19 protein-coding genes and 2 pseudogenes are annotated in these 22,297 nt (G+C 66.1%); 12 read left to right on the top strand and 9 right to left on the bottom strand.

Features of this window, described 5'->3' with window-relative positions:
• Window positions 1–196: pseudogene (locus QTH97_RS35570) on the top strand (DUF6502 family protein); the annotation flags it as partial.
• A gap of 316 nt (window positions 197–512) precedes the next feature.
• Here the strand turns inward: QTH97_RS35570 and QTH97_RS35565 are convergent.
• The gene (locus QTH97_RS35565) at window positions 513–2,021 is read right to left on the bottom strand and encodes a DUF5666 domain-containing protein (protein WP_286573396.1); all 1,509 of its coding nucleotides are present in this window, start codon (window positions 2,019–2,021) and stop codon (window positions 513–515) included.
• Window positions 2,022–2,450: 429 nt separating this feature from the next.
• On the opposite strand from QTH97_RS35565, the gene QTH97_RS35560 reads away from it, so the two are divergent.
• Together QTH97_RS35560 and QTH97_RS35555 are read left to right on the top strand one after the other, a co-directional pair.
• Window positions 2,451–5,108: an excinuclease ABC subunit UvrA gene (locus QTH97_RS35560; protein WP_286573394.1), complete on the top strand. Its 2,658-nt coding sequence runs from the start codon at window positions 2,451–2,453 to the stop codon at window positions 5,106–5,108.
• A gap of 196 nt (window positions 5,109–5,304) precedes the next feature.
• The gene (locus QTH97_RS35555) at window positions 5,305–6,621 is read left to right on the top strand and encodes a cation:proton antiporter domain-containing protein (protein WP_286573393.1); all 1,317 of its coding nucleotides are present in this window, start codon (window positions 5,305–5,307) and stop codon (window positions 6,619–6,621) included.
• A 129-nt stretch (window positions 6,622–6,750) separates the two neighbouring features.
• Here the strand turns inward: QTH97_RS35555 and QTH97_RS35550 are convergent, their stop codons facing one another.
• Both QTH97_RS35550 and QTH97_RS35545 read right to left on the bottom strand, forming a co-directional pair.
• Window positions 6,751–7,509, bottom strand: a complete 759-nt coding sequence (locus QTH97_RS35550; protein WP_286573390.1) for an SOS response-associated peptidase — start codon at window positions 7,507–7,509, stop codon at window positions 6,751–6,753.
• A gap of 63 nt (window positions 7,510–7,572) precedes the next feature.
• The gene (locus tag QTH97_RS35545) at window positions 7,573–8,064 is read right to left on the bottom strand and encodes a cupin domain-containing protein (protein WP_286573388.1); all 492 of its coding nucleotides are present in this window, start codon (window positions 8,062–8,064) and stop codon (window positions 7,573–7,575) included.
• A gap of 81 nt (window positions 8,065–8,145) precedes the next feature.
• Here QTH97_RS35545 and QTH97_RS35540 point away from each other — a divergent pair, with 81 nt between their 5' ends.
• Entirely contained in the window at window positions 8,146–11,325 is a 3,180-nt protein-coding gene (locus QTH97_RS35540; protein WP_286573387.1) for an error-prone DNA polymerase, read from the top strand.
• Between the two features lie 50 nt (window positions 11,326–11,375).
• On the opposite strand, the gene QTH97_RS35535 is transcribed toward QTH97_RS35540, so the two are convergent.
• From QTH97_RS35535 to QTH97_RS35525, 3 genes are all read right to left on the bottom strand, one after another.
• Window positions 11,376–11,636 carry a hypothetical protein gene (locus tag QTH97_RS35535; RefSeq protein WP_286573386.1) on the bottom strand — a complete coding sequence of 87 codons (261 nt, stop codon included), beginning with the start codon at window positions 11,634–11,636 and terminating at the stop codon, window positions 11,376–11,378.
• 184 nt (window positions 11,637–11,820) lie between these two features.
• Window positions 11,821–12,060 carry a hypothetical protein gene (locus QTH97_RS35530; RefSeq protein ID WP_286573385.1) on the bottom strand — a complete coding sequence of 80 codons (240 nt, stop codon included), beginning with the start codon at window positions 12,058–12,060 and terminating at the stop codon, window positions 11,821–11,823.
• Between the two features lie 11 nt (window positions 12,061–12,071).
• Window positions 12,072–12,374, bottom strand: coding sequence for a hypothetical protein (locus tag QTH97_RS35525; protein ID WP_286573384.1), 303 nt, complete (start codon window positions 12,372–12,374; stop codon window positions 12,072–12,074).
• Between the two features lie 556 nt (window positions 12,375–12,930).
• Between QTH97_RS35525 and QTH97_RS35520 the strand changes: the two genes are divergently transcribed.
• Window positions 12,931–13,344 (top strand): hypothetical protein, encoded by a 414-nt coding sequence (locus tag QTH97_RS35520; protein ID WP_286573383.1) that lies wholly within the window; start codon window positions 12,931–12,933, stop codon window positions 13,342–13,344.
• 93 nt (window positions 13,345–13,437) lie between these two features.
• Here the strand turns inward: QTH97_RS35520 and QTH97_RS35515 are convergent, their stop codons facing one another.
• Window positions 13,438–14,127 (bottom strand): hypothetical protein, encoded by a 690-nt coding sequence (locus QTH97_RS35515; RefSeq protein ID WP_286573381.1) that lies wholly within the window; start codon window positions 14,125–14,127, stop codon window positions 13,438–13,440.
• Window positions 14,128–14,975: 848 nt separating this feature from the next.
• Window positions 14,976–15,164 carry a LuxR C-terminal-related transcriptional regulator gene (locus tag QTH97_RS35510; RefSeq protein ID WP_286573379.1) on the bottom strand — a complete coding sequence of 63 codons (189 nt, stop codon included), beginning with the start codon at window positions 15,162–15,164 and terminating at the stop codon, window positions 14,976–14,978.
• A 16-nt stretch (window positions 15,165–15,180) separates the two neighbouring features.
• On the opposite strand from QTH97_RS35510, the gene QTH97_RS35505 reads away from it, so the two are divergent.
• The 7 genes from QTH97_RS35505 to QTH97_RS35475 all read left to right on the top strand — a co-directional run bounded on the left by QTH97_RS35505 (window position 15,181) and on the right by QTH97_RS35475 (window position 21,570).
• Window positions 15,181–16,242, top strand: coding sequence for an FAD-dependent monooxygenase (locus QTH97_RS35505; protein ID WP_286573378.1), 1,062 nt, complete (start codon window positions 15,181–15,183; stop codon window positions 16,240–16,242).
• A gap of 182 nt (window positions 16,243–16,424) precedes the next feature.
• The gene (locus QTH97_RS35500; RefSeq protein WP_506555394.1) at window positions 16,425–17,093 is read left to right on the top strand and encodes a c-type cytochrome; all 669 of its coding nucleotides are present in this window, start codon (window positions 16,425–16,427) and stop codon (window positions 17,091–17,093) included.
• 71 nt (window positions 17,094–17,164) lie between these two features.
• Window positions 17,165–18,391: a c-type cytochrome gene (locus tag QTH97_RS35495; RefSeq protein ID WP_444813516.1), complete on the top strand. Its 1,227-nt coding sequence runs from the start codon at window positions 17,165–17,167 to the stop codon at window positions 18,389–18,391.
• Between the two features lie 12 nt (window positions 18,392–18,403).
• A complete protein-coding gene (locus tag QTH97_RS35490) occupies window positions 18,404–18,583 on the top strand; it encodes a hypothetical protein (RefSeq protein ID WP_286573375.1) in 180 nt (59 codons plus the stop codon).
• A gap of 8 nt (window positions 18,584–18,591) precedes the next feature.
• Window positions 18,592–19,152, top strand: coding sequence for a cupredoxin domain-containing protein (locus tag QTH97_RS35485; RefSeq protein ID WP_286573397.1), 561 nt, complete (start codon window positions 18,592–18,594; stop codon window positions 19,150–19,152).
• The gene (locus QTH97_RS35480; RefSeq protein WP_286573373.1) at window positions 19,139–20,761 is read left to right on the top strand and encodes a cbb3-type cytochrome c oxidase subunit I; all 1,623 of its coding nucleotides are present in this window, start codon (window positions 19,139–19,141) and stop codon (window positions 20,759–20,761) included. Before QTH97_RS35485 ends, QTH97_RS35480 begins: the two co-directional genes overlap by 14 nt.
• Window positions 20,761–21,570 carry a c-type cytochrome gene (locus QTH97_RS35475; RefSeq protein ID WP_286573372.1) on the top strand — a complete coding sequence of 270 codons (810 nt, stop codon included), beginning with the start codon at window positions 20,761–20,763 and terminating at the stop codon, window positions 21,568–21,570. Before QTH97_RS35480 ends, QTH97_RS35475 begins: the two co-directional genes overlap by 1 nt.
• Before the next feature lie 34 nt (window positions 21,571–21,604).
• Here the strand turns inward: QTH97_RS35475 and QTH97_RS35470 are convergent.
• Window positions 21,605–22,297: pseudogene (locus QTH97_RS35470) on the bottom strand (BamA/TamA family outer membrane protein); the annotation flags it as partial.

Genomic DNA, 22,297 nt, shown 5'->3' with positions numbered 1-22,297 from the left:
TCACCAGCTCGCGCGCGAACGCTGGGGCGGTCTTCATGACGAGCTGGCGCGCGAGATGAGACGCGCCTATGAGGGCGCGGACAAGACGGCTTCGGGGCGCATCCGGGTCGGTATCTACACCTACTACGAAGACGCCCGGGCCGAGCACCTCGCCGCGCCCGCGGGATCCTCCAAATCATCGGGAAAGAAAGCATGACCAGAATCCTGCTTCGCAACGTCCACCGTCGAACCGGGGACGACGAAGCGGCGCTTCGTCGGGCTGATCTGCCTCATGAGCCATCGTCCCCAATGAATTGAGCAACTCGAGACCCTGTCTCGGAGGATGAAGATGCTGCGCGGGCCCTCGCTCGGAGAGGCAACCATGGCAGACGACCCCGGCCCGCTGCAGGCACGGCAAGCAGTTCGCCGAAAAGGCTACTCGCCGGCGAGTCGCGTTGCCGCCCGTGCGCGACGACTCGCATGCGTCCGAGTGCCCTCGCCCGTCGGGGCCGGTACCGAATCGCGATGCCTCATCAATCGAAGACGACGCTCGTCGCCATCAAGACATCGTTGACGATGCGATCGCCCGTGATCGTGACCTTCGTCCCGTTGCGCAAGTTCGCTTCGGTCCCGTTGACGAACTGTGCGTGACTTGCGTTCACGGACTGTCCCTTCACCTTGAAATCCGAAGACGACTTGAAGGCTCCGATGGGGCCGATCGCCTGGAAGGCGTCGCTGTTGCCGCCGCTCCCCGGTGCCTTTTTCACCTTGATCTTGGCAGCCAGCAGGATGCCGTTGGAAACGGTGCCGGCAACGTCGACCTCCACACCATTGGCCAGCGAGGTCAACGGCCCACCCGACACCTTCGCCGACGAAGCGTCCACCGGGACGCCGAGGACGCGGAAGAAAGTGGTCCCCACGTATCCGGTGACTACGCCGCCGAGTTGACGTCGCGCACCGTTGGTGAGCGACAACGGGTACCACAGCTCAACCGACTTGGCCTTTAGCACCCCAGACGAAGGCTGCGCGTCTGCGCGAACTCGCACATTGACACCTGCGAGGACAGCCGCATCAACGGCCGCTGCTGTCGTGTCAATGGTCAGTCCACCGATCGTGAATCGGCCGGGCGCCACGTTTTGCACCGTGCCGGAAAGGATGGGGGTTTCGAGGGAATGTTGCTCCACGCGTGTCGCACGCAGCACGCCTGGGCTTGCCGGCAGGCCCCAGACCCTCACAGCCACACCCGGCGTGAGCGCGGACGGCCCGGAAAGGTTGCCCAACACCGTGCTGACGTCCGTGATGACGTTGGTACCGAGGATCACGAAGCTGCCGGCCGCGACGTCACTGGCGGCGATGACGCCACGCAGATCCACGGCCGACTCCACTTGAGTCGCCACGCCTTCGGTGAAGTCCGGATTCGTCGGCCCGTTCACCTTGACCGTCATCCCGAGCTGCAAGGACGGCGCATCCCTGAGCTTCAGGATCGCAGTGCTGGTGTCATAGCGCACACCGTTGATGATGATGCTGCCCACACCACCCACACCGCCAACGCCCGCATCGCCGCTGTCGCCTGCCGATGCCGTGGCACCGGTGCCGCCCGAACCCACGCCAGAGTTGTCGCCCCCTGACGCGGTGGCGCCGGTGCCGCCAGATCCCACACCCGAACCGTCCCCGACCGAAGCCGTGCTGGTGGAAGCAGCACCGCCGTTCGAGGCAGCCGTTGCGTCGCCCGAGCCGCCGCCCAAGCTGTCGATCCCCTTGAAGCCGAATTCGATCGGTGAGGTCGCGTCCGGACCCTGGGCGACGACCGGGTCGCTGGGACCGACGAATGCCGCGCCACCAGTTCCACCGCCCGCGCCGCCGCCCCCTCCGCCGCAGGAGAGGATCAGGCCCAGGGACAAGGCAAGCAGAGCGCGAGGCACCAGTTTGTTCATCGCTTCAATTCTCAGGGTCAATCGGGGCTGTAGGCCATCGACGGGTGCCCGATTGCTTTTCTGTTGTATAAACTTCAACTCGAATACGATCCGTTGCGCCTGTTTCACCCTAACTGATTGCCCTTCTCATTTGATGGCACTGCAGTGTCTTGCGCGGAGCAAGTTCGACTGTTGAGTCGGCAATGAATGCCAGCGGGCCCGGATCATCGTCATGGACCAGGCCACCTCTTGCGGCGTTGGTTCCGGCTCGGACCTCGTGCGGCGCAACCCCAGGCATCAGCCTCCGAACACCGGCAAGGAATCGGCCCTCGACAGGTCAAGGCGGCTTTGTATGTGCAAGCAGCGCTCATTCGAAGCGGCCTGCAACGAGAGGTCCTCGGCTTCCGGCGCGCCGTGTTGGCAACGCCCCATGCACAGCGCCCTTCTCCCTGGAGTTGTGCGACGGTGCGATTGCGGTCGCGACTGACAAGGCAGGATCCGCAGCGATGCAAGGATGCACGGCCCGAGGACAGCAGGCTGCCAGACAGGTCGCGCACCATGAACATGCCCCAGATCAGCGATGTGGACTCACGACCCGACGCCTACGTGCGTGTGCGTGGTGCACGCGAACACAACCTGAAAAGCGTGGACGTCGACTTGCCGCGAGATGCGTTGGTCGTATTCAGCGGCGTATCGGGTTCGGGAAAATCCTCGCTCGCCTTCGGCACGCTCTACGCAGAAGCGCAAAGGCGCTACCTCGAATCAGTCGCGCCCTACGCACGCCGCTTGATCGACCAGGCCGGTGTGCCGGAGTTCGACTCGATCACCGGCCTGCCGCCCGCCGTGGCCTTGCAGCAGCAACGCGGCACGCCCAGCGCCCGCTCGTCCGTCGGGAGCGTGACGACGATCTCCAGTTCGCTGCGCATGCTCTATTCGCGCGCCGGCACCTATCCTCCGCGCCAGCCGATGTTGTATGCAGAAGACTTCTCGCCCAACACCGTGCAGGGGGCTTGTCCCACGTGCCACGGACTGGGGCGGACCTACGAAGTGACGGAACGCTCGATGGTGCCGGACGACTCGCTGACCATCCGCGAACGTGCGATCGCGGCATGGCCACCCGCGTGGCACGGACAAAACCTGCGCGACATCCTCGTGACGCTGGGTCACGACATCGACACGCCGTGGCGTGACCTGCCGAAGAAGACACGCAACTGGATCCTCTTCACCGAGGAGCAACCGACCGTGCCCGTCTACGCGGGGTTCACGCCTGCCGAAACCAGGGCCGCGTTGCGCAGCAAGATGGAGCCAAGCTACCAGGGCACCTTCACCGGCGCGCGGAAGTACGTACTCCACACCTTTGCCACCACCCAGAGTGACCTGATGAAGAAGCGCGTCGCGCGTTTCATGGAGCCGACGGTTTGCCCCACCTGCAATGGGCGGCGGCTGAAGCGCGAGGCGTTGTCCGTGACCTTCGCGGGCCATGACATCGGCACGCTGTCACGTCTGTCGCTCGCGGAACTCGCGCGCGTGCTGGAGCCCGCGGCAAGTGGCTCGTTTTCCGAAGCGGCCGATGCGAAGGTGCTCAGTCGTGCTGCGGCGAAGCGCGCCACGGCAAAACGCGTGGCAGCCGGCGGCTCGGCCCATCTTGCCGCCCCCGATGTGCGCCGTACGCCGGCTCTCTCCGAGGAAAAGCGCATTGCGGCCCAGCGCATCGCCCATGACGTGCTCCAGCGCGTCAAGACGCTGCTCGACCTCGGCCTGGGCTACCTGTCGCTCGATCGCGTCACGCCAACGCTGTCGCCCGGTGAGCTCCAGCGCATGCGGCTGGCCACGCAGATCCGCTCGAACCTGTTCGGCGTGGTCTACGTGCTTGACGAGCCCTCCGCCGGCCTGCACCCTGCGGACAGCGAAGCCCTGCTGACCGCGCTCGAGCGTCTCAAGCGAGCCGGCAACTCGCTCTTCGTCGTGGAGCACGACCTGGACATCATGCGCCGTGCCGACTGGCTCATCGATGTCGGCCCCGATGCCGGCGAAAGAGGGGGCCAGGTGCTCTTCAGCGGCCCACCCGAAGGCCTGCACACGATCAAGGCCTCGCACACCGCGCGCTACCTGTTCGACACGCAACCCCTGCGACTCCGCGAGTTGCGCAAGCCCGATGGCTGGCTCGCGCTCGCACACGTCAGCTGCAACAACTTGAACCAACTCGACGTCAAGTTTCCGCTCGGCGTACTCACGGCCGTCACTGGTGTTTCAGGTTCCGGCAAGTCGAGCTTGGTGACACGGGCGCTGACGGAACTCGTCTCGGCGAACCTGGGTCACGATGCGCCGCGGGACGACGACGAAGTCGATCTTGAATCGACCGCGAAGGACCGGGTCACGGGCCACATCGTCAGCGGCGCGGAGTCGCTGCGCCGGCTGGTGCACGTCGACCAGAAGCCGATCGGCCGCACACCACGGTCGAACCTTGCGACCTATACCGGGCTGTTCGATCACGTGCGCAAGCTGTTCGCCGCGACCCCCTCCGCCAAGGCGCGTCGCTTCGATGCAGGCCGGTTCTCGTTCAATGTGGCCAAAGGGCGGTGCGAGACCTGCGAGGGCGAGGGCTTCGTGAGCGTGGAGTTGCTGTTCATGCCCAGCGTCTATGCGCCCTGCCCGACTTGCCACGGCGCGCGCTACAACGAGAAGACGCTTGCGATCAGCTGGCGGGGAAAGAACGTCGCCGAGGTCCTCCGCATGACAGTCGACGAGGCCGTCGGCTTCTTCGTCGACGAGCCCGCGGTGGAGCGGCCGCTGGTGCTCTTGCAGGCCATCGGCCTCGGCTACCTGCGCTTGGGTCAGCCTGCCACGGAGCTTTCAGGTGGCGAGGCCCAACGCATCAAGCTCGCGACGGAACTGCAGCGTGCACAGCGCGGCAGCGCACTCTATGTGCTCGACGAACCCACCACCGGACTGCACCCCGCCGATGTCGACAAGCTCATGGCGCAAGTCCAAGGCTTGGTCGATGCGGGCAACACGGTGGTCGTGGTTGAACACGACATGCGCGTCGTGGCGCAATGCGATTGGGTCATCGACGTCGGACCGGGCGCAGGGAACGAAGGCGGCCGCATCGTGGTGGCCGGAGCCCCTGCGCAGGTGGCGGCCTCAGCGAGAAGTGTCACGGGGCGCTACCTCGCCCGGCTTGTGAACGCGCCATCAACCGAAAAGATCCTGCCATGAACCTGTCGCTCACCTGCTGTCGGCGAGAGTGCAAGGCGCGCTTCGTCCGACAGGTTGCAAGTTTGTGTGGTCGCCGTCAGGCCTGAGCGAAGGCGACGTCGTCACCTACAGGCCACCGGTCGCATCGCCGACGGCGACCCAAGGTTCGCCCGCACACGCTATCGCATGACCTCCATCCGCGGACGACCTTGAGCCTATGGCGCCCGCCACATGGGATCTGCTCATCGGTGCGCTGCTCATCCTGATGGCGCTGTCCGGGACCTTGCTGAAGACGCTGCCGGTCAGTGCCGCGGCGCTCTATCTGGTGATCGGATTCGCCGTCGGGCCGGGCGGGCTCGCCCTCTTGCGTCTCGATCTCACACCGGACGACACGCTGATCGAGCACGTGAGCGAGGTCGCCGTGCTACTGTCGTTGTTCGCGGTGGGACTGCGCCTGCAGATCCGCACGCAACTGTCCAGCTGGACACTGCCCGTTCTGCTCGCCACGGTTGGGATGATTCTGACGGTGGCATTCATGACCGCCGCCGGGCTGGCCCTGCACTGGAGCCTCCCGGGCGCGCTGCTGCTTGCGGCCATCCTTGCGCCCACCGACCCGGTGCTTGCATCGGATGTGCAGGTGCGCCACGAGAACGACGGTGACGAACTGCGATTCGCACTGACCGCCGAAGGCGGTCTCAACGACGGCGCTGCATTTGCGCTGGTGCTGCTGGCACTCGGCCTTCTGGGTGCTCACACGCTTGGCGTGGGCGGGTGGCGTTGGCTCGCCATGGATGTCGTGTGGGCCGTCGCAGGGGGATTGGCCCTCGGATGGACCTGCGGCGCAGCATTCACCCGCCTGACTCTCTTTCTGCAGACGCAGAAGCAGCAGGCCTTGGGCATGGAGAGCTTTCTCGCGCTCGGCCTCATTGCGCTCACCTACGGCATCGCCCTTCATGCCTCCGTCTACGGATTCCTTGCGGTCTTCGTCGCCGGCCTCAGCATGCGCCACGTCGAAAGGACCACGGTTGCCAAGGCGGAGGACGCAGTCGACAAGGGTCGCCGAGCCGAGGCACCTACGCTCGAGCCCGGGCTGAAGGCCCAGGCGGAAACGGCCCAGGCCATGACGCGCGACGTGCTTGGATTTGCGAAGGAACTGGAGAAGTTCGTCGAACTGGGCGCCATGCTGATGATCGGCTGCCTGATGCGCATGTCCATGTTCACTTGGCGCAACTTGCTGCTCGCAGCGCTTCTGTTGGCCATCGCCCGGCCTGTCGCCGTCTATCTGACCACGCGAAGGAGTAGTCGTTGGACGCCGAGCCAGCGCCGTTTGGGCGCTTGGTTCGGCATTCGTGGCGTCGGTTCGATCTACTACCTGGCCTATGCGTCGGCGCACGGCGCTGCCGGATCCGAACTGGATGCCACCGCGAGCGTGGTTCTCGTGACGGTGGCTGTGTCGGTGCTGCTGCATGGCGCCTCGGCGGCGCCTCTGATGCGGTTGTACCGCTCGACCCGCAAGCGACCGCCAGAGACGTGAGCGAGCAGAGGCCACGGGGACACAACGAGGCCGCACCGTCCGGACGCCGGCGCAGCGCGACCGTGTGCCTGTCATCGTGGCTGGAAGCGGAGATCGAGCGGGTGAAGCCCGATTTGCCGACTGGAGCGATCAAAAAAGCGAAGGCTGTTCCGGCGGTGCCTTTGTGACCCGAGTGGGTTTCATCTTGGGCTCGTTGGCCGGCAAGGGCTCGGCCACCATGGCCAGCCGCTCGGCCGGGAACGGCCTCATGAACTCCAACGAGCGCTCGGGCGGCGCGTCGAGCCACTCGCCGTAATGCGCCTGCGGCAGGATCACGACCATGCGCTTGTCCTGCATGTGCGGCGGGCGCTTGAGGTCCGGCCGGTGCATGAGGCCGAAGAGCGGATGGGCATTGGCGTTGATCGTGAGCATCGCGAAGCTCAGTTCCCACTCGGCAGTGTCCGGATTCTTCCAGGGCGACCAGAGGCCGGCCACGCCGAGCGTCTCGTCGTTCGCGGCAGTGAATCGTGTGGGCACGAACTGGCCGCTGCGCCAGTCGGGCTCGTAGATCGCTTCGCACGGCACGATGCAGTGCCGCGGCTTGGCCCAGGCGTTCTTGAAGCTGGCGAGTTCGCGGACGGTCTCGGTGCGCGCGTTGTACGTGTTGACGCCGTACCGGACATCCTTCGCGAAGCCCGGCAACAGCCCGAAGTGCCCTTCCACGAGTTCGAACTCCGGCACCGTCTCGTCGCCTGACTCGCGCTCGGGTGGCCGGCGAATGAACGGCGCCATCTGTGTCGGATAGATGTGCAGGCCGCCGGGCGGCGGCTCCCAGTCGAGCGGCAGCCGGATGCCGAAGTGTTTCTCGATTTGCCTGCGACGCTTCTCGGCCTGGTAGTGGCTGCACATCCGCGCATTGTGCTGGAGTCCGACGCGTGGGCGCGCTGGGGCAGAGGGCGGCGACGCGAGTGGCTAGGGCAAACGAACTCCGGCGGCCTCGGCGGCAGCACGTACCTGGGCCGGCCAGTTGATGTTTCCCGGATCGCGGCCGCTCGCGATGCCGATCAGATAGGCCGGCTCGGCGGCGATGTTCTTGAAGCCCCGGGAGACGCCAGCGGGGATGGCGATGGTGTCCCACGCCTCGAGCACCACGTGGCGCTCGCCCGTTGGTCCCCAGAAGATCTCCCAGCGCCCCGAGAGCGCGACGAACACTTCCTGCGTCAGGTGGTTGTGCAGCGGCGCCGACTTTCCCGGCTCGCAGCAAACGATGTTGAGGTGAAAGCCCTCCGCCTCCAGCGGCGCCGCCGGCGGCGTGCCAATCACTCGCCACGTCGTCCGCTCGCACCCAGGGATGCCCGCGTCGGCATAGTCGTTTGTCGCGGCAAGCGCGCGGAAGCGCGCCACGCGCGCTTCCATCTCCTCAACGGTGGGGTTTGCATCCGTGATCGGGGCGGTGGGGGTCATGGCGGGCGCTATCGGCTCGGGCGTTGCCGGTAGGCATTCTTGCCGCAGGCCAGCAGTCTGGATACTGTATCTTTATACAGTATGCCTAATGCTCCCCCACCCGTCGCGGAACTGTACTGCCGCTCCAACTACACCTTCCTGGTCGGCGCCTCCGAGCCCGAGGAACTCGTCGAGCGCGCCGCGGCCAAGCTCTACACCGCGGTTGCCCTCACCGACGAGTGTTCGGTCTCAGGCGTCGTGCGCGCGCATCTTGCGGCCCGGGAATGCGGCATCCACTTCATCGTCGGCAGCGAGATCCTGCTGACCACCGTGGGCGGTCATCCGCACGCGCGCATCGTCTTCCTGGCCCAAGACCGCCGCGGCTACGGCAACCTCAGCGAGGCGATCACCTTGGCGCGCCGCCGTGCCGAGAAGGGCCGCTACCTCGCACAGGTCGCGGACTTCGAGGGCAAGACCGCCAAGGCACCGCACCTCGCGGGCCTCCCGGGCTGCATCGCGCTGCTGCTGCCCGATCCCGACGAGACGGTCAAGACCTTGTTCGCCAAGGCGATGTGGCTCAAGACCTGGTTCGACGGCCGCGCCTGGCTGCTGGAGCCGAGACCGATGGGCCTCGACGACGAGCTGCGCTGCTGGATCATCGAGCAGGTGGCCGAGCTCATGCAGCTGCGCATCGTCGCCACGGCCAGCCCGGTGATGCACACGCGGCTTCGCAAGCCCCTGCAGGACGTGGTCACGGCCGTGCGCGTGGGCCGGCCGGTCAACCAGTGCGGCTTCGACTTCCAGCCCAACGGCGAGGCCTATCTGCGCGGACGCGCATCCCTGCGCCAGGCTTTTCCGGACGCGTGGATGCGCGAGACCCTCGAGGTCGCGCGCCGTTGCACCTTCAGCCTCGAGGAGCTGCGCTACGAGTACCCGGAGGAGCTGGTGCCGGCGGGCGAGACGCCACCCTCGTACCTGCGCAAGCTCGCCTATGCCGGCGCACGGAAGCGCTTCCCTTCCGCCCTGCCCGACAAGGTGCGCGTCCAGATCGAGCATGAGCTCTCCATCATCCGCCAGCTCGAGTACGAGGCCTACTTCCTGACGGTCGAGGACATCGTGCGCTGGGCGCGCGATCGCGGCATCCTGTGCCAGGGCCGGGGCTCCGCGGCCAACTCGGCGATCTGCTATTGCCTCTACGTGACCGAGGTCGACCCGGAGCGCATGAACGTGCTGTTCGAGCGCTTCATCAGCGTCGAGCGCAAGGAGCCGCCCGACATCGACATCGACTTCGAGCACCAGCGCCGCGAGGAGGTGGTGCAGTACATCTACCGCAAGTACGGGCGCGACCGCGCGGCGCTGACGGGCGTCGTCATTGCCTACCGCAGCAAGTCCGCGATCCGCGATGTCGGCAAGGCGCTGGGCTTTGCGCTGGAGGTGGTCGACCGGCTCGCGAAGACCGCCTACGGCAATGAGCTGCAGTGGGTGAGCGAGGCCTGTCTGCTCGAGAACGAGCTCGACCCCACCGACCGCCGGGTGAAGCAGTGGCTGCACCTGGCCAATGAAATCCGCGACTTCCCGCGCCACCTGAGCCAGCATCCGGGCGGCTTCGTGATCGCGCGCGACAAGCTCAGCCGCCTCGTGCCGGTCGAGAACGCCTCGATGGAGAACCGCAGCGTCGTGCAGTGGGACAAGAACGACCTCGATGCGCTGGGGCTGATCAAGGTCGACGTGCTCGCGCTCGGCATGCTCACGGCCATCCATCGCGCGCTCGACCTGGTGGCGATGAAGCTGAGCGTGCCCTTCGGCATGCAGGAGGTGCCGGCCGAGGATTCGGCGACCTACGACATGATCTGCAAGGCGGACACGGTCGGCGTCTTCCAGATCGAGAGCCGCGCGCAGATGACGATGCTGCCGCGCATGCGCCCGCGCTGCTTCTACGACCTCGTGATCCAGGTGGCGATCGTGCGGCCCGGGCCGATCCAGGGCGGCATGGTGCATCCGTACCTGCGCCGGCGCGCGGGTGAGGAAGCCGTGACCTACCCGAGCGAGGAGATCAAGCAGGCGACCGAGCGCACCCTGGGGGTGCCGATCTTCCAGGAGCAGGTGATGCAGATCGCCATGCTCGCGGCCGACTTCACGGCCGGCGAAGCTGACCAGCTGCGCCGCGCGATGGGCGCCTGGCGCAAGCGCGGCGGACTCGAGGTACATCAGCGCCGCCTCGTGGAGCGCATGCTGCAAAAGGGCTACACGGCCGAGTTCGCGGGCCAGATGGCGAAGCAGGTCGAGGGCTTCAGCTCCTATGGCTTTCCCGAGAGCCACGCCGCGAGCTTCGCACTGCTGGTCTACGTGTCCTGCTACCTCAAGCGGCACCATCCCGATGCCTTCCTGGCCGCCTTGCTCAACAGCCAGCCGATGGGCTTTTACGCACCCGCGCAGCTCGTGCGCGATGCGCGACCATGGCGTGGTCGTACGACCGGTGGACGTCACGGTCAGCGATTGGGCGAGCACGCTCGAGGAAGAGGCCGAAGCGACGCCCTGCTCCGCTGGGATGCGAGCTATGCCACGCCACGGCGTGCGGTGCGTCTGGGGCTGTCGCGCATCGTCGGGATGCGCGAGCAGGCTGCGGAACGGATCGTCGCCGCAAGGAGGCGCGGGCCCTTCGCAAGCGTCGAGGATCTGGTGAAGCGCGCCGCGCTCGACGCCCACGACCTGAAATGCCTGTCGGGTGCCGACGCGCTGCTGACCTTGTCGGGCCGGCGGCCCGATGCCGTGTGGGAGGCCGCGGGTGTCGACACCCGGCCGACCGAGATGCTGCGCAAGGCGCGCACGACCGAGGAACCGTTTGCGTTCGCCGAGCCCAGCGAAGGCGCGGAGATTGCGGACGACTATGCCTCGATGGGCCTCAGCCTGCGACGGCACCCGCTCGCGTTGCTCCGAGCTCGTCTGTGCGACCTGGGGGTTCGGACCGCAGAGGACCTGCGCACGCGAGGCCGCGACCGCGAGCGGGTCATGGCTAGCGGCATCGTCACGCACCGGCAGCGGCCGAGCACCTCCAAGGGCGTGATCTTTGCGACCCTGGAGGATGAGACCGGGACGGTGAACATCATCGTCTGGCCGCAACTCGCGGAGGCGCAGCGCTCGGCGCTGCGCCAGTCCCGCTTGCTCACGGTGCAGGGTACCTGGCAGAGCGAGAAGGGAGTGAACTCGCTCGTGGCGAGTTGCCTCTGGAATCACACCGCCATGCTGGGGGCCTTGCGCGTCTCGAGCCGCGATTTCCGTTGACATCCCATTGACACCAAGGCGAGCGCGACGCCACCGCCCAGCGCGATTTCCTAGGCATCAAGATCCGTCGCGTCGCTTGCGCTGTGGCCATCCCATGCATCGATGAACGCGCGAGCCTTGACTTCCAGTGCCTCGAGGGCGCTCGCGTCGTCCCGGAACGGTCCCGCCAGGGCAATGCGGCACCGATGTTGAGTCCTCCACATCAGATCGGCGTGGCCCGACGTGACGCCATCGGGCGCGGCGCCTCTGAGTTCCACCACTACCTGCCAACCATCGTATTCAAACTCATGAAGTGCAGGGTTGCGCGACATGTGAGTTCCCCCAGATGCGAATCCTGTTGAGTAGGTACCGAGCGCCCCGCGGTCTTCCTGGCAATGCGGGAGACGCCTGGCGCCGTTCGCGTACGCGTGGCCCCATGGATCGGTCCGCAGACGATGGCACTGCACACGATGCGGCCGCATCACCGTCGCACCCAGACGCGCGGGGCTTCCGGCATCACTGCATCGTGTCTGACCCGGCCACCGCCCAGACGTCGACCTTCGATTTGGCAAGGCATCGCAGCGGGTCGCGGATGTCTTCAGGGCAACCTCGTGCGCTGCCGAGGGCGAGCCGGGCCTTGAACTCGTCGTCCGCGAACAAATCGGCGTGGCCGAAGACTCGATCGCCGGCGCGATCGACCCGGATCGAGATCGACACCCCGCGGTAGACGATGGGCGTGGGCGCGTTGTCTGGCATGTCCGCCCCCGTCAGGGTGCGTGCCGTGACGCGCCGAGTGCGTTGAGCCGGCATAGCGACCAGGCAGTTGTGCGCCCCCGTTGGCCCGAGCGGTCGCCGGGCAGTAGAGGCGTCTCGAGCGCTTCGCGTCCCTCCTCCGTGATCGAGAGCACCTGCGCGCGTCCACGATGTCCGACGAGTGAATCGAGTCCAACGGCACCGGCGTCACTGCGATCACCCGGCCGTTCGCGCAAGACACGGGTCTGACCGATGTCCGCCGGATCGTGAAAGTTGGCAGGCAGCGGCGCGCTGGCCAGCCGTCGAAGCATGTCCATGGCCATTTCAGGGTCCTCCTTTGCGATTGACCAACAGCGTGAGAGGAAAAATGGGAACGCCTCGCAGACGTTCAAGAGGGGATCGAACGAGGGGAAGGGCAAACCCCAAGGCCTCGACCGATGAGCCATCGTTTCCAGTTCGCAGGACGCGAGTTCAGGGGCTCGAGTTCCCGCAGCCAACCGTTGAAAAAATCCGACGAAGAAAGGCATCCCGGCTCACTGACACAGGTCTGCGACTGCGCATGCTGGAGGCTCCGAAAGGAGGTCGACCATGACAGAAAGCTCGGTGGGACCTTTTGCGTTCCCCACGGCCCAGAAGCACGACCCGCCCACAGACGCCGCTTCAAGGATCTCGCATTCGGACACGCGGACAGAGACTGCTCTGGACCACGGGGTCGAGGAGACATTCCCCGCCAGTGACCCGGTGTCGGTCACCGTGAGCAGGGCCACACCCCGCTCGGCAGAGCCGGCCCCTGTCCCAGCGCCCGGGCGCACTGAGGATTCGGTATGGAACGCCGCGGTGCGCTCGGGCCTCATCGCCGGTTCGGCGGCCAGCATGCTGTCCACGGTCGCGTTGATGCTCGCGGGGCGCCGCGAAGCCGGCAGCGCCGTCGCGCCCACCAACGCGACGAGCCACTGGCTGTGGGGAGCGGAGTCGCTGCAGGCCGATCGCGCCAGTTTTCGACATACGCTCGTGGGTTACGCGACCCACCATATCGCCGCGATCTTCTGGGCAATCCTGTACGCGCGGGTGTACGGCAATCGTGCCCGTGCCCAATCGCTGCCGGCTGCCCTGACGGGCGCGACGGCCGCCGCTGCGTTCGCTTCCGTGGTCGACTACACCGTCACGCCGGAGCGACTCCGGCCGGGTTTCGAGCATCGGTTGTCCAGACCGGCGCTGGCCCTGACGTTTGGCGCCTTCGCGGTGGGTCTTGCCGCAGGCTGCCTTGCGGCGAACCGGCGGCGTTGACCGACACCTTTGACCGACGCTGTGGGCGGCACCGGGCGCTTTTAGTCGGCCGCGGGCAGCGGCGCCCGCTTCGCCCACGCCCGAACGCCGTCGCTAGCCTTGCTGCTTCGAGGATGACCCGCCCGCGGCGCGGCTCGCGTCCGCTGGTGACGACGAGCCGCCGGAAGTCCCTCCGCTGCCCGATCCGCTGGACGGTTTCGCGCCGGCCCCTTCGGGGGATGACTTGTTGTTGGCACGACTGCTGCGCCACGTGTTGAACTCCTCCGCAAACTTGCCGTAACGCTCGCGCCGGAACGCTTCGAAATCGTCGTCGAACCGCTCGAGCTGTTCGTTGCGCCATTGTTGATAGTCCGGATCCGAGTGACGGCTCTCTCTCATCCCGCGACCCTGCACGCCGCGACCCACCCCGCTACCCCACGTGCGAGGACCCGTCGGCATGTTCCAGTCCTGCTGGTCGTCGTCATCGCTCAGGAAGCCCGGGCCCGGCAATCCGCGGCCTTGCTCGCTGCGAACGCCGTATGCGCCGGATCCACCGGACCCGGAAAAGCCCTCGCCGTGCGTGCGCCAACTGTCACGACGATGGATGGCACGTCCGTAATTCGCAGGCCTCGCATCGCCGCGATTGAAATCGTTGGCCCAATAGCCTCTTTCATAGTTGTCGCCTTGGCGCAAGGTGCTCTCGTCGCGGGAAAGATCCGAGCGATCGCGCTCGAGTTCGCGGTAGCCCCGGTCTTCATCCTGCCGCCACTCCGGTTGTCGGCTTCCGTACTCCGAGCCCGCCATCTGGGTGCTGCGTCCCTGAAAGGCTTCCTGCTGGCCCTGCCCTCGCCCGTAGCCATCCCAGGCCCGATCGTCTCGCCAGTCTCGGCCGCCCCGTCTGTCATCGTCTCTCGATTTCATACCGAACTCCTTTCTGAAATTGGGAGTTCAGACTAGAGCGCTGAAGGAGGCGTGCTGTCGGATCGCAGCGCAAGCTGGGTAGGAACAGCTCCGGCAGCACACGATCTCGCCGACCTGGAGGCCGCCGCACTGCCATCACCATTGGGCGGAGTTCGTCCAGACATGAGGAGAGGGTGGTGTCATGGCCTCCGCCGATGTACAAGTTCACCAGCGCAAGCTCGGAGTCTGCTTGGCCACGTGGAGCTATGCGAGGCAACGCCCAATCGCCTGGAGGTTCGTCGCGCTTGCGCCGCCACGATCCGAAACCCTCAGGTTGAGGGACCGTCCGCGTGTGGATGGAGCCGCGACGTGAGCCGGGCAAATGCCCACGACCACTTTCCAATCAAGCGCGTCTTGTGCGGTCGGATCGTTTCGTTGGTCTGTCGCGCGCAGGCCCCTCAATTGCGAACTGGTCCACGCAGCCCGTGGGCAAGGCGGTGGACAAGGTCATGAAGAAGCGCCGGGAGCGATTCCAGGCTTGGCCCGCAACGCGATGCGCGTGAAACAGGCAGGACACTGTTCGTGAGAGGGCAGCGGTTCTCAGAACGCACCATCGCGAGGAAGGTCGCCTGGCGTCGATGGTCAGTTCGCACGGCCCTTGAAGCCGTGCGCTGCGCCCGTTGTGAGCAAAAAGGGAGCGGTCACCCATGGTCAGATCCGCGACCGCCGTGCACGCGCTTGCTGTATGACCACTACGGTTTGGCAGGCCCTTTGGACTGGGGGTTGACGATGTTCGCATGGAGCGACCCCGCCGACGCCGGCTGATTCGTAAGAAGCCCTGCGGCCTCGCAGGCCTGCACGAGTTCGGCGACGGAACGCACACCCATCTTTTCCATGACCCGGCCGCGATGCTGCTTGACGGTCTGCTCCGCGATCAGCAAGTCCGAAGCGATCTGCTTGTTCAGGCGCCCCCTGATCACGTGCGTCACCCGCCGACTGCATTCGCTGGGTCTCGAAGACGCCCTTGCCGGTGTCGCGGCGCGTCCTGAAGCGCTGGTGATCCGTAGCGCCGCCGATGATGCCGTGCTAGCGCGCATGCCGCTGGGAGACTCGATCCTGCGCAAGTACGGTGCTCCCTATCTTTGCGTGCATCGCGTTGAATTGCATGGTGTCGTGCTCGCCGCAGCGCGCGCCCTGCCTCGCGTCGCGCTGACCCCCGACGCACGGATTTCCCAGGTGGTGACGCTTGACAAATCCGTCTCGGTGGAGGCATCCGGTGCACGCGAATGGGAGGGCGATGGCGTGGTTGGCGCGGACGGCCTGTGGAGCATCGTGCGCGAGCGCGTGGTGGCCAGCACGCTGCCACCCCGTTCCACCGGCCACACTGCGTGGCGTGCCCTGGTGCGGCGCGACACGCTGCCGGCCAGCCTGCGAAGCGCCGACGTGCAGGTCTGGCTCGGGGAGCAACTGCATGCCGTCGACTACCCGGTGCGCGCAGGTGACTGGCTCAGTCTGGTGGTCATCGCCGAATCCGAGATGACCGCGACCGACCCCAGCGAATGGGACCAGGACAGCAGTGCAGCCGCCTTGATCCACGTCATTGGCAACCGCTGCGACGGGGTCAGGCCGCTGATCGATGCGATGCCCGCCTGGCGCGCCTGGACCGTGAACAGCCACCCCCCGCTTGCGGGCGCCGATGAAATGGCGAACGAGCGGATCGCGCTGCTGGGCGACGCGGCCCACCCGATGGTGCCGCACCTCGCGCAAGGTGCCGCCATGGCGATCGAAGACGCCGTGGCGCTGGCCGATTGCGTGCGAGATGGCGGCACGGCCAGCATCCCGGATGCCTTCGCACGCTATGCGGCCGCACGCTGGCAGCGCAATGCCCGCGTGCAGGCGCAAGCCAAGCGCGACGAGGATATTTTTCATTCGAGCGGGACGATGCGGCGCGCTCGCGACGCCGCGCTGCGTGTGCTCGGTGCGCGGCTGCTCGACGTGCCCTGGCTGTACAAGGGCTAGGCCCCGTGCTCCGGGACAAGCTGGAGACATCGACGAACTGTCGGAACAATTCGATGGACGCGCGCGCCCGAGTACGGCATGCTTGCGCGCGAGTGCACCACGAACGATCGCTGGCGACCCCCCCCCAAGTGACCAACTCACGTCGATTTGCGCAGGCATGCCTCGCCGGCTTCACGGTCGCGTTGCCGAGTCTTGGATACGGTCAGCAGGACGCCCTGCCCGCATTCAAGGACCTCGACTCGATGGAAGCGAGAGTTCAAGGCTGCGTGACCTGCCATGGCCAGAGCGGACAAGGGACCAGCAACGGCTACTTCCCGCGAATCGCGGGGAAGCCGGCCGGCTACCTTTACAACCAGCTGGTGGCCTTTCGCGACGGCACCCGGCGCTACCCGCCGATGAACTATCTCGTCGCGTATCTGCCGGATTCCTATCTCAAGGAGATCGCAGACCATTTCGCCAAGCAACGCCCACCATTCGCCGCACGTGAAGACGCCGGCGCCGATGCAGCCGCGCTGGCACGAGGGAAGGCGCTGGCGACGGCAGGGGATCCGCAGAAGGGCATCCCCGCGTGCATTGGCTGCCACGGCGCGGGACTGACTGGCATGAATCCGGGCATTCCCGGACTGGTGGGGCTTCGGCCCAGCTACATCGCGGCGCAGCTCACCCGTTGGCGAGTCGGCGACCGGCATGCGGCCGACCCCGACTGCATGAAGAGGATTGCAATGCGGCTCACCGAGATCGATGTGAACGCGGTGGCTGCCTGGCTGGGGCAGCAAGATCCTCCCAGAGACCCCTCACCCGAGTCCTCGAACCTCGTTCGCATGCCGCTGGCATGTGGCAGCCAGCGGTAGTCGCCATGCGTCGGCCCTGGATCACCTTCCTAGGCGCAGTCGTGGTGATCGGGGTGATCGGCGTTGCCGCGATGTACTACTTGCTTCCTGGCGAGCTTCGCCCCACCCAGGGGGTGGCGACGACGCCCAACGCCACAACGCAAGTCATCAACAAGGGCGAGTACCTCGCGCGGGCCGGTGACTGCGTCGCGTGCCATACCCACCCGGGTGGCCAGGAGTTCGCCGGCGGCCGCGCCATGCCGACGCCGTTCGGAAACCTGTATGTTCCGAACATCACACCCGACGAGGAAACGGGCATCGGCGCGTGGTCTCCCGAGGAGTTCTATCGCATGATGCACAAGGGCGTGTCCCGCGACGGTACGTTGCTGTACCCCGCGATGCCCTTCGCCTCCTACACCAAGGTGACGCGCGAGGACTCGGACGCCATCTTTGCCTACCTGATGTCGGTGCCGCCGGTGAAGCAGCCCAACCGGCCGCACGAGCTGCGCTTCCCCTACAACAAGCGGGAGCTCCTGGTCGGTTGGCGCGCCTTGTATTTCAGTGAGGGCGAGTACCAACCCGATCCGAAGCAATCCGCCCAGTGGAACCGCGGAGCCTACCTTGTACTGGGCCTGGGCCATTGCGCCATGTGCCACACGGCCGTGAATCCCCTGGGCGGTTCGAGCGAATCGAAGGCGTTCGAGGGAGGGATGATCCCGAACCAGAACTGGTACGCGCCATCGCTGACGTCGAACCGGGAAGCCGGGCTGGGCAACTGGAGCCTTCAGGACATCAAGGACCTGCTCCAGGCTGGCGTCTCGCACCGCGGGACCGTCTACGGGCCGATGGCCGAGGTCACCTACAACAGCCTTCAGTACCTGAGCGACGAGGACGTGGAGGCGATGGCGGTCTACCTGAAGGCACTGCCGCAGCGCGACTCCGAGCCACCGCCCACGAGCCAGGCGCGCCTGGTGGCGCCGAACGTCATGGAACTCGGCCGCAAGGTCTACGCTCAGCAATGTGCGATGTGTCACGGCGAAGAGGGCAAGGGCCATCCGCCGGGCCTGCCTCCGCTTGCCGGCAACCAGTCCATCACCATGGCGTCGCCCGTCAACTCGATCCGCATGGTGCTCAACGGCGGCTACGCGCCCGGGACCCGGAAGAACCCGAGGCCGTACGGGATGCCTCCCTTCAATCACATCCTCAACGACGACGAGGCGGCCGCCGTCGTCACCTACATCCGCGTCGCCTGGGAGAACAGTGGCACGCCGGTGTCACCCGCCCAAGTCAATGACCTGCGCAAGCTCATACCCGAATAGGAGGAGGCGGAAATGACACCAACGGGCAGGCAAGACGCGCACTTCGACGACGAAGACCGTCGCGTCGACGAGATCGTGAGACGGGGACCTTCCGGTACCTTCGCTGTCGCCGGCGTGGCGACCGCCATCGTGGTCGCCATCTATTTCATCTTCTACATCTTCGCCTACCTGCCGCGAGGAGCAGTGCAGTGACGGCAGCGATGTCCTCGGAAGACAGCACATCCGAAGCCATTGCCCTGGCGGCGGAGAAGCGCTGGACCATCGTCGTCGCAGGCATCATCGTGATCCTCCTGGCGATGATGATCGTCACGGGGCTGCATTGGGCGGCGATGCCTCCGTCGCGCGTGGAGACCATCGATGTGAATACGGTTCACCTGAAGGGCGAGTTCGTCGAGAGCAATCTCGGCACCGCGCTGGGACCGGACGGCAAGGTCACCGTGCGCCTCGTTGCGCAGCAATACTCCTTCGTCCCGCAGTGCATCGTCGTTCCCGCGGACATGCCCGTGACCTTCCGAGGGACAGCCACGGACGCCATCCACGGTTTCATCGTGGGCCGGACGAATGCCAACACGATGCTCATTCCAGGCTTCGTCGCCACGTTCACGACGCGCTTTTCCAGGACTGGCGAGCAGTTGATGCCCTGCCATGAATACTGCGGCACCGGCCACGAGGCGATGTGGGCGCGCGTGAAGGTGATGCCACCCCAGGAGTTCCTGGCCAAGGCGCAAGCGGGAGAAAGGCTGGACTGTGTTTCACGCTAGGAAACTCGTTCTCGCCCACTTCGGGGTCGCGTTCGTCGCGTTCCTGGGCGCACTTGCCCTGGGTGCGTGGCAGATGTACATCCGCAGCCCCCTTGCCACCTGGGTCAACAACCCGGAGCACTACTACCGCTCCGTCACGGCCCACGGCACGGTGATGGCCTATGTGTTGCCGACGCTCGTGGCGATGGGCTTCGGCTACGCCATCTCGGAGCTTGCGCTCAAGCGGCCCCTCATCGGGGTTCGATGGGCCTGGGCCGGCTTCTGGCTGGTCATCGCCGGCACCGTGTTGGCGGCAGTGACGATGGCACTCGGCAAGGCGTCGGTGCTCTATACCTTCTATCCGCCGATGATCGCCAGCCCCTTCTATTACTTGGGCGTGGTGCTTGTCGTCGTGGGGTCGTGGGTATGGGTTGCGCTCATGTCCATCAACCTGCATGCCTGGCGCAAGGAACAGCGCGGCGCGTCGGTGCCGCTTGCGATGTTCGGCAATGTCGCCGGCGCCTACCTCTGGGCCTGGACGTCCCTGGGAGCCGCGCTCGAGGTGCTGGTCCTGATCCTTCCTGCCTCGCTCGGGCTCACGGACACCATCAACGCCGGTCTCGCGCGCGTGTTCTTCTCCTGGACGCTGCACGCCATCGTCTACTTCTGGCTGATGCCGGCCTACATCGCCTTCTACACGATCGTGCCTCGGGCCATCGGCGGGCGCCTGTACAGCGACACCATGGGGCGCGTCGCGTTCGTGCTCTTCCTGGTGTTCTCGATGCCCATCGGGATCCATCACCTCTTCGCCGATCCGCAGGTGGGATCGGGCTTCAAGTTCGTTCATGCGGCGATGACCGCAATGGTGTCCGTGCCGACTCTGCTGACCGTCTTCACGATCGTCGCATCGGTGGAGATCGCCGGGCGCCTGCGCGGCGGCCAGGGCCTGTTCGGCTGGGTGAAGGCATTGCCCTGGGACAACCCCTGGATGCTGGCCGTCACCTTCTCCTTCGTGATGCTGGGCTTCGGCGGAGCCGGCGGCATCATCAACATGAGCTACCAACTCAACGAGACGGTGCACAACACCCAATGGGTCACAGGCCACTTCCACCTGATCTTTGCCGGCGCCATCGTGCTGATGTACTTCATGGTGGCCTACGATCTGTGGCCCCAGCTCACCGGATGCGCGCCGCTGTCCGCGACGCTCATCAAGTGGCAGGTGTGGACCTGGTTCGTCGGGATGATGGTGCTGTCGATGCCCTGGCACTTGGTGGGCCTGCTGGGGATGCCGAGGCGGATGGCGTACTACGACTACACCCACCCTGACATCCAGCCGCAGGCCTGGACCGTGACTGTTTCGGCCCTTGGCGGGTTCGTGCTGCTGGCCTCCGGCATCCTGCTGGTCTACATCCTCGCCACCGCGCACAAGCGCACGGCTGCCGCGGTCCAACCCTACAGCTTCAGCCGCACGACGCACGCAATTTCGCATACACCCGCGCTGTTGAACCGCTTCTCGCTCTGGGTCGCCATGATGATTGGCCTGACCCTCGTCAACTATGGGTATCCGATCTTTCAGCTGGCCGTGCTGAAGGAGGCGTGGGTGCCCGTCATCCCCATCGGGAGTCGGTGATGCGTGACCCGGCTGGCTACTCATGGCGCAACGCCTGGTTCCGCAGGTCGGTGGTATCCCTCGTCGTGTTCACGGTGCTGTGCGTGCTGGTGGGCTTCGTCTGGCTGCCGTCGGTCCACAAGGACTTCACGGCGCAGAACCTGTGGGACGCGATCTGCAGGGCGGCGGGCGTTCCAGCCCACTGGTCCAGCGGATCGGATGTTAAGGCCGGGCCGGCATCGACGGACGTCGTTCTCGAGCGGCGCATGGTCCGCACGACCGACACCGCCGCAGTGGGCCGAGGCGCGACGCTCGCGCTGAACTGCACGATGTGCCACGGGGCGCAGGGCATGAGCACCTCCAACGCACCCAACCTCTCGGGCCAATACCCCGAAGTCGTCATCAAGCAGTTGCTCGATTACAAGGCAGGCCGGCGTTCGCACACCTTGATGGAGACGCTGGCACGCAACATGTCCCAGCGCGACATCGAGGACCTCGCGGCCTATTACGCCTACCTTCCAAAGGCCCGGACGGCGCCCACGACCTACGACGAATCGCTGCCCGCGCTGGTGCGCGTGGGCGACCCGCTGCGCAACATCGCGCCGTGCATCTCATGCCATGGCGGCGTCGACCAGAAGCTCGGCGCGCCGTGGATCGAAGGAATGCCCAAAGACTATCTGGTCGAGCAGCTGAAGGCCTTCAAGACAGGTGCTCGACGCAACGACTCCCTGGGCCAGATGCGCAACATGTCGCGACCGATGTCGGAGCAGGAAATTGCCGAAGTCGCGGAGTTCTATGCCCGCAAGGCCAGTGCCGGGCAGCGACACTGATCGGCCAGGACAACTCGGCGACCGCTGCTCGCCTTCAAGGCCGGAACCAGCTATTGCCCACCACCAGATAGACCGCCGTCGTTCCGGGGCTGTGAGCCACGTCGACGCCCACGTCCAGACCGAACTTGCGTGCCAGCTCGTAGCGAAAGCCGAAGCCGCCGCTGCCCACGTTCTGCGTGGCGGAAAAATTGTCGCCCGTGGTACGTGTGGTCCCGCCCCCGGCGAAGACGACACCGCTCCAGCGGCCGAAGAATCGCCAGCGCGCTTCCACTTCGAGGGAGGCGGCCTGGTCGCCCTGGTATCGCATCGCGGGGACGCCACGCAGTTGGACGAACGGCCGCAGGAAGAAGGGGGTGCCGTCGGACGACCAGGCATAGCTTCCACGTGCCCCCAGCGTGACGCCATGCGCCAGTGGCTGCCAGCCCATCACGATCTGCTGGAATCGCTCGAAATCATCGGTCGATCCCAAGGCCTCGCGTGAGGCCAGCCAGGACGTTTCGGCGTAGACGCCGCGGGTCGGCGTGAAGACGTTGTCGCGCGTGTCGTATTCGAGGATGGCGGTCGGTGCGGAGATCTTCACGCGGGCACTGTCGGCGAGACCGGAAGGCTGAGGCTGCTCCCGCAGCTTCGGGTCGACGTCGGCGAAGACGTAGCGCAGGCCGATCGCCCACGGCGACTTCGGTGCGAGTTGCCAGTTGACCTGCGCGACGGTGGCTGCGAACTGCAG

It is taken from the genome of Variovorax gracilis, assembly GCF_030317115.1.
Lineage (GTDB): Bacteria > Pseudomonadota > Gammaproteobacteria > Burkholderiales > Burkholderiaceae_C > Variovorax > Variovorax gracilis.
The sequence above is the reverse complement of the archived record's forward strand: the minus strand, read 5'-3'. Positions and strand labels throughout refer to the sequence as shown.

Excerpts from the sequence above, each read along its gene's own strand:
- QTH97_RS35560 (WP_286573394.1), top strand. The coding sequence starts at position 2,451 with ATGAACATGCCCCAGATCAGCGATGTGGACTCACGACCCGACGCCTAC.
- QTH97_RS35555 (WP_286573393.1), top strand. The coding sequence starts at position 5,305 with ATGGCGCCCGCCACATGGGATCTGCTCATCGGTGCGCTGCTCATCCTG.
- QTH97_RS35550 (WP_286573390.1), bottom strand. The coding sequence starts at position 7,509 with ATGTGCAGCCACTACCAGGCCGAGAAGCGTCGCAGGCAAATCGAGAAA.
- QTH97_RS35545 (WP_286573388.1), bottom strand. The coding sequence starts at position 8,064 with ATGACCCCCACCGCCCCGATCACGGATGCAAACCCCACCGTTGAGGAG.
- QTH97_RS35540 (WP_286573387.1), top strand. The coding sequence starts at position 8,146 with ATGCCTAATGCTCCCCCACCCGTCGCGGAACTGTACTGCCGCTCCAAC.
- QTH97_RS35535 (WP_286573386.1), bottom strand. The coding sequence starts at position 11,636 with ATGTCGCGCAACCCTGCACTTCATGAGTTTGAATACGATGGTTGGCAG.
- QTH97_RS35530 (WP_286573385.1), bottom strand. The coding sequence starts at position 12,060 with ATGCCAGACAACGCGCCCACGCCCATCGTCTACCGCGGGGTGTCGATC.
- QTH97_RS35525 (WP_286573384.1), bottom strand. The coding sequence starts at position 12,374 with ATGGACATGCTTCGACGGCTGGCCAGCGCGCCGCTGCCTGCCAACTTT.
- QTH97_RS35520 (WP_286573383.1), top strand. The coding sequence starts at position 12,931 with ATGCTGTCCACGGTCGCGTTGATGCTCGCGGGGCGCCGCGAAGCCGGC.
- QTH97_RS35515 (WP_286573381.1), bottom strand. The coding sequence starts at position 14,127 with ATGGCGGGCTCGGAGTACGGAAGCCGACAACCGGAGTGGCGGCAGGAT.
- QTH97_RS35495 (WP_444813516.1), top strand. The coding sequence starts at position 17,165 with ATGTACTACTTGCTTCCTGGCGAGCTTCGCCCCACCCAGGGGGTGGCG.
- QTH97_RS35490 (WP_286573375.1), top strand. The coding sequence starts at position 18,404 with ATGACACCAACGGGCAGGCAAGACGCGCACTTCGACGACGAAGACCGT.
- QTH97_RS35485 (WP_286573397.1), top strand. The coding sequence starts at position 18,592 with ATGTCCTCGGAAGACAGCACATCCGAAGCCATTGCCCTGGCGGCGGAG.
- QTH97_RS35475 (WP_286573372.1), top strand. The coding sequence starts at position 20,761 with ATGCGTGACCCGGCTGGCTACTCATGGCGCAACGCCTGGTTCCGCAGG.